Consider the following 8,172-nt stretch of genomic DNA (forward strand, 5'->3'; position numbering starts at 1 on the left):
TTGCCTTCTGGCTTGACGAGGCCTGAAGATTGGCCCTGTCAATTCCAGCAGGAATAGTTGTCGGCAAGCGAACTGCGGCAATGCTGCACCCGACAGGATTCGAACCTGTAACTTTGTTCCTCGTCCGTGATTTCTTCGGCGAGCAGGAGCTCGACGTTCTCCTCGATCTCCTCCCAGTTCTCGGTCGGAGAACGGGCTGGTGTCGCGCGGATCGGACCAGGCTCGGCGGCGAGGGGCGTCGTCGTACTTGAATGCTGTCTCGACGATCACCTAATGGTCCGGCTCGATGCAGCGTGGGTGCTCTCAGCATTTCCACCTCCACCGTCTTGCCCGCCATCTTGGCGGGCTTCTCGCATCGGGGCGGATCGTGGGCCGGGGTCTTGATTTCAACTCGAGACTTGAGCTCGGCAAATTCCTGGCAAGCCGCGACTGAACCAGCATCTCGGACCGCGTCACGATCCTGGCGGAAGCGTATCAGCTTCCTGCGCGGATTGTTAAGGACTGTTGGATCGTGGGTAACGATTTGCTTAAGTCGCAGAAGCGCGACCGGTTGCTCGCGTCCTCCGCGGCGTTGGCAACTCCATCCGAACTCAGGCGGCTGGTAGAGAGGCTAGCAAACTCCCGCCTATAAAAGCAAATTCGCAGAAGCTTGCCTCTCCAAAATGTTGCGCACGTTAGAGACTTGCCACTGGCCGTTGCGCGCGGTTCGAACGCCTCGATTGTTCAGGGCGATTGCCAGTCCACGTAGGCTGGTGATGCCGGACTGTTGGATGGAGAACCCGGCGCGCGGCTCTACCGAGACAGCCTAGTGTGAGATTCAAGTGAGCGGACCTTCAGCTCGGCGCAGGCTTTGTCCTGATCTGGCCCGATGCGGACCTCACACAAACAGGATGCAACGGTCTCCGTAGGTAAACAAAGGAGAAGAGCAAAGTGCTGCGATATCGTTTTTCGCCTTTTCATTGACGTCAGCGCAATGCTTTGCACTTTCCTTGCCAAAATCACGGATAAGGGAAGTGCATTTGAGGCCATGCTGGGACGTGGTGTTGGCCGTGGATCAGCCGGTGGCCTGCCGACGGATTTCTCGCGCTTCGAGAACTGCTACCTTCAGCCCCGAATCCTGCAAAAGACAGGCTGCGTGCAGTTCTACGATCCCCGCGCCGACAATCGTGACGTCGACCTGGGATTGGTCCGCAAGGAACGAGACCTCCTGCTCGCGGTCAAGCCATAAGGGATCGGCATTGGAGCTGTCAGCCCGGCTCATGAATTTCCGATATCGCCGCCCTTGGGCCGGTGGGCCGACCAAACACTTCGGTCCTTGCTGCTTCCAGCTCGCTCAGAGATCTTGAGAGGGTCGCGCCCCAGACGATATGGACAGCCAGCATTAGAAGATTTCGGTGGGCGGGATGCTGCCAGGCGGGAGCAAGGATATGAGCGGCGGGAATCCATCCCAGATAGCTTAGCGCCCAGACTCCGAGGCCGTAAAGGATGCCGCTGCCACGGCGCATAGGCAAAAACGCAAAAATCGAGCCGGTCAGGGCTCCAAAGCCGAAATGGGCGAGCAGCGTGCTCGTTCTTGCGTCCTGTTCGTCACCGGCGATTGCGACGCGCTCGACGATCTCGCGGGGTGGCAAAGGATAACGCTCTCGGTTCTCCAGCAACGCATGAAGGCGCCTCATGGCGATGGTCATCGCTAAAGTGGCGGCAAGTCCTGCCAGAGCTCCTGATACGATCCGCTGCAACACCTTATCCCGCAATTGATGTTGCCAAACGGGAGTCTGGCGCGATTGTTCCCGAGTACCTGCGGCGTCTTCGCCAGGCTATCATGGCCGATGGCGATGAGCGGCGGGAATCCATCCCAGATAGCTTAGCGCCCAGACTTTCGTCACCGGCGATTGCGACGCGCTCGACGATCTCGCGGGGTGGCAAAGGATAACGCTCTCGGTTCTCCAGCAAACGCGACGATCACTCCGGCACGCCGGCAATACCCAGCGCCTCGACGTAGCGCTCGGCGAACACCTTGTCCCGCCACGGGTTGATCTGCCTCTGCAGGCCGAGCGTGTAGGTCGGGAACGCCTCCATCAGCCGCCGCGCCGCCGCCTGCGCTTCGTCCAGCCGATTGAGTTTGACCAGCGCCATGATCACCACCCGGTGCGACGAGCCGTAATTCGGCATCTCGCGCAGCGCTCGTTCTCCCCAAGCCAGCGCTTCCTCGTAGCGTTCGAGCATCAGGTAGCTCATCCCGATGCCGGAGAGCGCGATGCCCTTCTCGGGGTCGACCGGGCTCAGCCGCATTGCCCTGTGGAAGTGCTCGATCGCGACGAGGGGGCGGCCGGAATGGGCGTTCACCCAGCCGCTGCCCGTAAAGCCCTGCGCCGAATTGGGGTTGAGGAGCAGGGACCGTTCGATCGTGTCCAGCGCCGTCTCGTAATCCTTGGCGCTGTAGGCGATCACCTGCGCGGCGAAACGCAAGCTTGTCGGGTCGTCTCGTGCGTCCGCCAGCACCTCGCGGGCCATGCGCACGGCGACGCGGATATCGTCGGGCTCGTGCCAGCACTGACTCACGGACAGGCTGCGGATATAGGCACCAAGTGCCTTCGCCAGGGTGAAGCCTGGGTCGATGCTGAGCGCCTCGTTGGTGAGCCGGCGCACGTCGGCGAAGCCGTCGCGCGTCATGCTGTAGAAGCGCGGCAGCGCACGAAGGTAGAGGTCGTAGGCACCGATGTAGTCGGTCGGCTTCATGCGCGCTTGCTTGATCTCCTCCAGCCGGATGCTCGGCTCGACCGCACCGACGACGCTCTCGGTCACCTTGTCCTGCAGGTCGAAGATGTCGCTCACGTCGCCTTCGAAGCGATCGGTCCAGACATGGTGCCCACTGATCGCGTCCACCAGCTGCCCGCTGATACGCACCCGCGATCCTGCTCTGCGGATGCTGCCTTCGAGCACGTAGCGGACGCCCAGCTCACGCCCGACCTGGCGCAGGTCCACCGGTCGGCCCTTGTAGGTGAAGGACGAGTTGCGGGCGATCACGAAGAAGGAGTTCACCCGGCTCAATCCCGTGATGATGTCCTCCACCAATCCGTCGGCGAAGTATTCCTGGTCGGGGGTCGCCGCTCATGTTGGTGAAAGGCAGAACCGCGATCGAGGGTTTCGCGGGCAGGGAAGGCGGTGCAGTCACCGAGGCGCTGGCGTCGGTCTCGACGCGATAGACGCGCACAAGCCGCTCGATGTTCTTGAGGCGCAGGTCGCCGAGCAGCGTGAAGCCGCCGTCGAGCTTGCCTTGAAGGTGGTCGTAGGCGGTGCCCGAGACGACCACGGCGCCGGGATCGGCGATGCTTTCGAGGCGGGCGGCGATGTTGACACCGTCGCCGTAGAGGTCGCCGTCCTCCTCGCAGATCACGTCGCCGAGATTGACGCCGATGCGGAAGCGAATCCGCTCTTCCTCGGGCGTCTCCGCCTCGTGTTCTGCCAAAGCCTGCTGGATCGCCATCGCCGAGGTCACCGCGTTGACGACGCTCGCGAACTCGCACAGCATGCCGTCGCCGGTGAGCTTGACGATCCGGCCCTGATGCTCTGAGACCAGCGGTTCGAGGAGGTCCTTGCGGTATGTCTTGAGCCGCTCGAGCGTGCCGCGCTCGTCGCGCTCCATCAGGCGCGAATAGCCGACCACGTCGCAAGCTAGGATCGCTGCGAGGCGGCGCTGCGCGGTCATTGCACCGCCCGGCCAGGCGCGTGCACGCGGGCTGCCTCGCGCCCATGCCCCGCCAACTTCCAGACGCCCAACGTGCATGGCATCCATCTCTCCCAGCCGCCGCCCGTCGCCAATTCAGAACGGAGAACGCAGCTTGACCTTGCCTTCACGAGATTTCGCTATCCCGCTTGCGAGGCGTGGAGCGATCCAGTCGCCGCGCTAACAGCCAACCGGCGACACGCCCACGCAGCCTCTGGGGACGCTGACACGCTACTCCCAGAAGGCCGGAGATATTTGCTGCCCTTGGTAACCGGTTGACGCCACCGTGGCGGTGCTTTTGTCACCGCGATGTAACAGCGAGATGCCCTACGAACGCGTGCATCGGGCATCACACCAGACGTTCGCGCTTAGAGGTGCTGAGGTTGAGCAGGATGGGCTATAGGTATGCGCCAAAGCGCGCCGGCCGGCGAAGCTATTTCTGAATTGGAACTAGTTGCCCAGCAGGCCATAGCTGCGGCAGGCGGCGATGCCGTGGTTGCTCTGCTGAACGTGCTCGTCCGGAATGCCGAACTCGAGCGCGAGCTTGCCTTGTCGCGGGTAGCTGTCTCGAGTGGCTTTTCTCGTGGCTGGCACAAGGCGCGACCCTAGCCATGGCAACAACAGCCGACGACGAACTGGCTGAAGACCAAAAAGCTGGACGGTCGACGAGTTCGAGCTGATGGGAGTCGAGCGCGAGCCGGGCAAGGCGGCGTTCGCGTTACTGGCAGAGCCGGGCACCGGCGTCACAAGCTGCGTCGCCACATCCTGCGTCGCAGCGCGGTCAGCCGCCAGCAGTCTAATCTGGTCGACCAAGTCCTTTCTTGGCAGCGAGTTTTTGTTTTTCTTTCAGCAGCCGAACGATCGCGTCGACGGGCGGCGCAAGGTCTGTTGGCGACTTGCTGTTCGAGCGCCACAAGTATTCAAAGAAGGTTCTCAGTATGCGCATTGTCGTTACCTCCTGGACCACCAAACTTGGCTTGGGCGTTGTTGTTCCTGAACGGCAGGCTAAGCGCCGCTGTCCGAAGGCGAACTCATCCGTGGCAAGCAGGCACGGCTGGAGCTGGACGGGATAGAAATCCGAACTCGTCCTCAGAACTCAGCCGCGATCGCTCTCGGTTGCAGACGCTCGTCCGTTCTTCCGACCTGGCATTCGGGGAGACGGTAGGCGGCTTGGCTGAAATCGACCGAGGGCAGGTTCTGGCGGCGGGCAGGGCGGGGGTGTCGTGGCGATCACCGACAAGCTGAAGGAGCGGGTGCGTCCCGCCCCGTCCGAGCTGGCGCTACTAACGAAGGACGAGTAGGACTTCTTTGGGCTTCGAGACGACCGTTAGGACGGCGGCTTGTCAGCAGGCGGCTTGTGTTCCGTGCGGGAACCTAGCCGAGCCAAATGCTTTCGGGTCGTGCAGCACTTGCCTCTGAAAGATCGGACTGCATCGCTCCGATCAGCCCGCGTCCTTCCCATCTCCTCGGGGCGCGGGCTTTTTGTTTGGTGTCCCGTGGAGCGGCGCGGCTGAAGGCACAGCGGCCTTTTTTGCTACCGTTTGGAACTTCGGCGCGGCCTGAAAGTTTCATTTGAAGGGCGCGGGCTTTCTTTCGTGCACGGAACACCGGGGCGGGTGCACGTTTCGCCGGCATCCAGCGAAATGGCCGCTTGCGCGAGTTGGGTGACCGGTAGATCCGCGACTTGGTGCTCAATGCGTCCCGCAAATCGCAACCACACAATAAGTTCACATACCCTATTGGGCCGTATGAGCGTAGGCGTCCCATCTGCCGACGTTAGTGACCCATTCCCGGTAGATCGCGGCGTCAATCAGGGTCCATCGCCAGAACGCGGCGCAACACGCGGGCGCTGTTCGCAATTGAGCCGAGGGCGCTGTGGCGGATTAAGCCCAACTGCCGAGCGTCATGTCCGAGAAGCTGCACCATGACTGCGAGATGGATGCCGTGCAGATCGGGGAAGCCCACTCGGCGCCGTGAGCGGAGAGGTACCAGCCCCCTCTCCTTGGAACTTATCAGGCTTATCAACGTTCGTTGACATGCCTCACGATCGAGCCAATCGTCTGCTGGGCGTCGCCACCACTGCGAAAATCGGCGGTCATCCGATCCACCCCATGTTGATTCCTTTCCCGATCGCATTGTTTGTGTCGGTATTCCTCTCAGACCTGGTGTTTTGGTCGAACAGGCATGCTTTCTGGGCCGAGGCTTCTTTTTGGTTACTCGGCTTTGGCTTGCTTATGAGCGCCGCAGCGGCGCTGGCTGGCTTTGCCGATTTCTTTGGAAATGCGGTCATACGCTCTTTCGGCGCCGCATGGCACCACATGGTAGGCAATGTCATCGCAGTGGTACTCGCCTTGGCTAATTTTGTTTTGCGGCTCAGTGCAGGCGCAGTCGAGGGGGCTCTGCCTTGGGGATTGGCCCTGTCTACGCTTGTTGTCCTGCTTCTTGTTTACACTGGCTGGAAGGGCGGAACGCTCGTCTACGAGCACAGGGTAGGAGTACATCCTGAGGATGGAGAGGACACCGGTTCTCGTGCGGGACGACCTTGATTGGGGTCGTGGCACGGCCGACCTGCGGGGACACGCTGTCGTAGTCACCGGTGCTTCGAGCGTCACACGAAAAGGGGCGCGGCTGGTACTAGTTTCGAGAAACGACGACGCGCTCGCCAATGTCGCTAAGGAATGCGTCTGCTCAGGCTGTGAGGCACTACTGAGGGTTGCGGTTTGTGCGTTTGCGTCGATGACGTCCAGGTAAAGAGGGTTGCGCGGCCTAAGGAACAAACAGCACCCGCTTTGGTTAAAGCTGCGCGTGCCCCCGACCTGGGGATAGTCGCCGATCTGCTGCGGTAGCATTGTGGTTCAGGCGACATGTCCGCGGCGATTCCGGAGGTATCGGATTGACAATGCAAAGCACGCGCTTCTTGGGAGAGAGAACGGGCCACGAGTATCTAACCGGCAGCAGTTCGGGCGGAACAAATCACCATCGGCTCGATTAGGGGTAATCGTGGAGGATCGTGAAATGCAACGATCAAAAACTCTTTCCGACAGACGTATAAAGGCGCTGGTCGTGCGTTATGTCGAGGTTCGCAAAAGGCGACACGATTTTGTGTCGACGGCTTTGGCCAATACGGCAGTGCGCCAACTGATACTTAGCCCGATTTCGGATCATGATCTCGACGAAATGATAGCCAGCTGTCCCGTTGAGCGAGGAATAACCGTACGGTTTGATAGCAGTACGGCTTAGAGCAGAGAGCGCCTGTTGCCGCCAATGGCCTAGAGCTTTTACGGGTATTTTGTTCCTCGCTGGAACACATGCTTGAGACGGAAGTTGGGGGACCGCAGCAATGTTCGTATTCCTCGTTGAAAATAGCTGCGAGATCGGATTGCCTCCGATCAGCCCGCGTCCTTCCCTTCCGTGGGGCGCGGGCTTTCACTGAGGCAGCCAAGCCACGCTGCCCTCACGGTGGCGGGCTATCTACCTTGCAGGTCGCTAATAGAAACTCTAACGCGGCCGATCTCGTCCAACTGCCCTGCATCGTATTTTTTAGATGCCATTTCCCGGACGACGTCCAAGCCGAAGTCGTCGATCGCTTCGGTCGATGTCACGACGAGGACACGCTCCGTTCCATCAAAGGCTTCAAGCCACAACTCGAATCGCTCATTGGCTCCACCTTCGCCAGTAAAAACCAGACCCATATGTTGCCTCGATATCCGGTGCCTTCGTTGTTGGTCCGATATCTCATTTCCGCTCCCGCAATGCTCTCGCGGCTTCTGTCAAAGTAGTCCGGTCGTTGCCCTTGCTTTTGATAAGCTGGCGGACTTGGTCTGCCGAGACGCCGTTCTGCTGGGCAAAATGTTCGATCTCGTAGTCGTCACCGGCAGACACTCGGTCGCGGTCGCGGAAGTCACGCTTGCTCTTGTCATCGGCCATGTTGTTCTCCTTTCAGATCACCGCGACGTCGAGGTCCATCTTTGTTGGATGTCGGCGACGGCGTTTACTCAAGCGGTTCGATCACCAGCGACAGGCTAAGCCTCAGAACTTTTCTGCCACTCTCGTCCCTTATATCCATGATGAGTTGCTGCCCATCGGGACCTTTCAGTGCTGGCGATCGCCGCTATCAAAGAAATATCTTGGCATATTGGCTTCCGTCATCAGAATGCCACGTCAGGGTCCTTCAGGTGCAGGTAAGTCGGATCGAAGTCCCCTGCACGGACCAAACCCGGCCAATCGAGAGCACGCAACTTTGTACCTGACATGGCGATCAGCCCGTCGCTTCGTAGCGCCTGAAGCGTGCGGTTCACGTGAACCGCGGACAAACCCACCGCATCACCAAATGCTGCCTGGGTGATCGGCAGATCCGCGACGTGGTCCTCAATGCGTCCAGCAAACCGCAACCGCACAATGAGTTCGCAAAACATGTGGGCCGTACGAGCGTAGGCGTCCCGTCT

Annotated in this window: 11 protein-coding genes; 1 reads left to right on the plus strand and 10 read right to left on the minus strand. The window is 60.4% G+C overall.

Annotated features, from left to right (window positions below; all coding sequences use genetic code 11):
- Positions 1–625 precede the first annotated feature (625 nt).
- The 7 genes from NKH36_RS34005 to NKH36_RS34035 all read right to left on the minus strand — a co-directional run bounded on the left by NKH36_RS34005 (position 626) and on the right by NKH36_RS34035 (position 4,673).
- Complete coding sequence (locus tag NKH36_RS34005) at positions 626–772, minus strand: recombinase family protein (RefSeq protein WP_352966165.1); 147 nt, start codon at positions 770–772, stop codon at positions 626–628.
- 282 nt (positions 773–1,054) lie between these two features.
- On the minus strand, positions 1,055–1,261 hold the full coding sequence (locus NKH36_RS34010; RefSeq protein ID WP_352955269.1) for a hypothetical protein: 207 nt from the start codon (positions 1,259–1,261) through the stop codon (positions 1,055–1,057).
- The gene (locus NKH36_RS34015) at positions 1,248–1,739 is read right to left on the minus strand and encodes a DUF6789 family protein (protein ID WP_352966155.1); all 492 of its coding nucleotides are present in this window, start codon (positions 1,737–1,739) and stop codon (positions 1,248–1,250) included. Before NKH36_RS34015 ends, NKH36_RS34010 begins: the two co-directional genes overlap by 14 nt.
- A 223-nt stretch (positions 1,740–1,962) precedes the next feature.
- On the minus strand, positions 1,963–3,072 hold the full coding sequence (locus tag NKH36_RS34020) for a tetratricopeptide repeat protein (RefSeq protein WP_352966156.1): 1,110 nt from the start codon (positions 3,070–3,072) through the stop codon (positions 1,963–1,965).
- On the minus strand, positions 2,960–3,709 hold the full coding sequence (locus tag NKH36_RS34025; RefSeq protein WP_352966157.1) for an adenylate/guanylate cyclase domain-containing protein: 750 nt from the start codon (positions 3,707–3,709) through the stop codon (positions 2,960–2,962). The genes NKH36_RS34020 and NKH36_RS34025 overlap by 113 nt, the downstream gene beginning before the upstream one ends.
- Positions 3,710–4,177: 468 nt before the next feature.
- On the minus strand, positions 4,178–4,540 hold the full coding sequence (locus tag NKH36_RS34030; RefSeq protein ID WP_352966158.1) for a hypothetical protein: 363 nt from the start codon (positions 4,538–4,540) through the stop codon (positions 4,178–4,180).
- Positions 4,524–4,673, minus strand: coding sequence for a hypothetical protein (locus tag NKH36_RS34035; RefSeq protein ID WP_352966159.1), 150 nt, complete (start codon positions 4,671–4,673; stop codon positions 4,524–4,526). The genes NKH36_RS34030 and NKH36_RS34035 overlap by 17 nt, the downstream gene beginning before the upstream one ends.
- A gap of 1,090 nt (positions 4,674–5,763) precedes the next feature.
- Between NKH36_RS34035 and NKH36_RS34040 the strand changes: the two genes are divergently transcribed.
- Positions 5,764–6,273, plus strand: a complete 510-nt coding sequence (locus NKH36_RS34040; RefSeq protein WP_352966161.1) for a DUF2231 domain-containing protein — start codon at positions 5,764–5,766, stop codon at positions 6,271–6,273.
- Between the two features lie 921 nt (positions 6,274–7,194).
- Here the strand turns inward: NKH36_RS34040 and NKH36_RS34045 are convergent.
- The 3 genes from NKH36_RS34045 to NKH36_RS34055 form a co-directional block, all read right to left on the minus strand.
- Positions 7,195–7,419 carry a hypothetical protein gene (locus tag NKH36_RS34045; RefSeq protein WP_352966162.1) on the minus strand — a complete coding sequence of 75 codons (225 nt, stop codon included), beginning with the start codon at positions 7,417–7,419 and terminating at the stop codon, positions 7,195–7,197.
- A gap of 43 nt (positions 7,420–7,462) precedes the next feature.
- Positions 7,463–7,654, minus strand: a complete 192-nt coding sequence (locus NKH36_RS34050) for a DUF3606 domain-containing protein (RefSeq protein ID WP_127320039.1) — start codon at positions 7,652–7,654, stop codon at positions 7,463–7,465.
- A 221-nt stretch (positions 7,655–7,875) separates the two neighbouring features.
- Positions 7,876–8,172: helix-turn-helix domain-containing protein (locus NKH36_RS34055; protein ID WP_352966164.1), on the minus strand; the 297-nt coding region annotated here is incomplete at its 5' end.

The organism is Mesorhizobium sp. M1312, assembly GCF_040318115.1.
Taxonomy (GTDB): Bacteria; Pseudomonadota; Alphaproteobacteria; order Rhizobiales; family Rhizobiaceae; genus Mesorhizobium.

Coding starts and splice junctions, on each gene's coding strand:
- NKH36_RS34010 (WP_352955269.1), bottom strand. CDS start 1,261: ATGAGCCGGGCTGACAGCTCCAATGCCGATCCCTTATGGCTTGACCGC.
- NKH36_RS34035 (WP_352966159.1), bottom strand. CDS start 4,673: ATGCGCATACTGAGAACCTTCTTTGAATACTTGTGGCGCTCGAACAGC.
- NKH36_RS34040 (WP_352966161.1), top strand. CDS start 5,764: ATGCCTCACGATCGAGCCAATCGTCTGCTGGGCGTCGCCACCACTGCG.
- NKH36_RS34050 (WP_127320039.1), bottom strand. CDS start 7,654: ATGGCCGATGACAAGAGCAAGCGTGACTTCCGCGACCGCGACCGAGTG.
- NKH36_RS34025 (WP_352966157.1), bottom strand. CDS start 3,709: ATGACCGCGCAGCGCCGCCTCGCAGCGATCCTAGCTTGCGACGTGGTC.
- NKH36_RS34045 (WP_352966162.1), bottom strand. CDS start 7,419: ATGGGTCTGGTTTTTACTGGCGAAGGTGGAGCCAATGAGCGATTCGAG.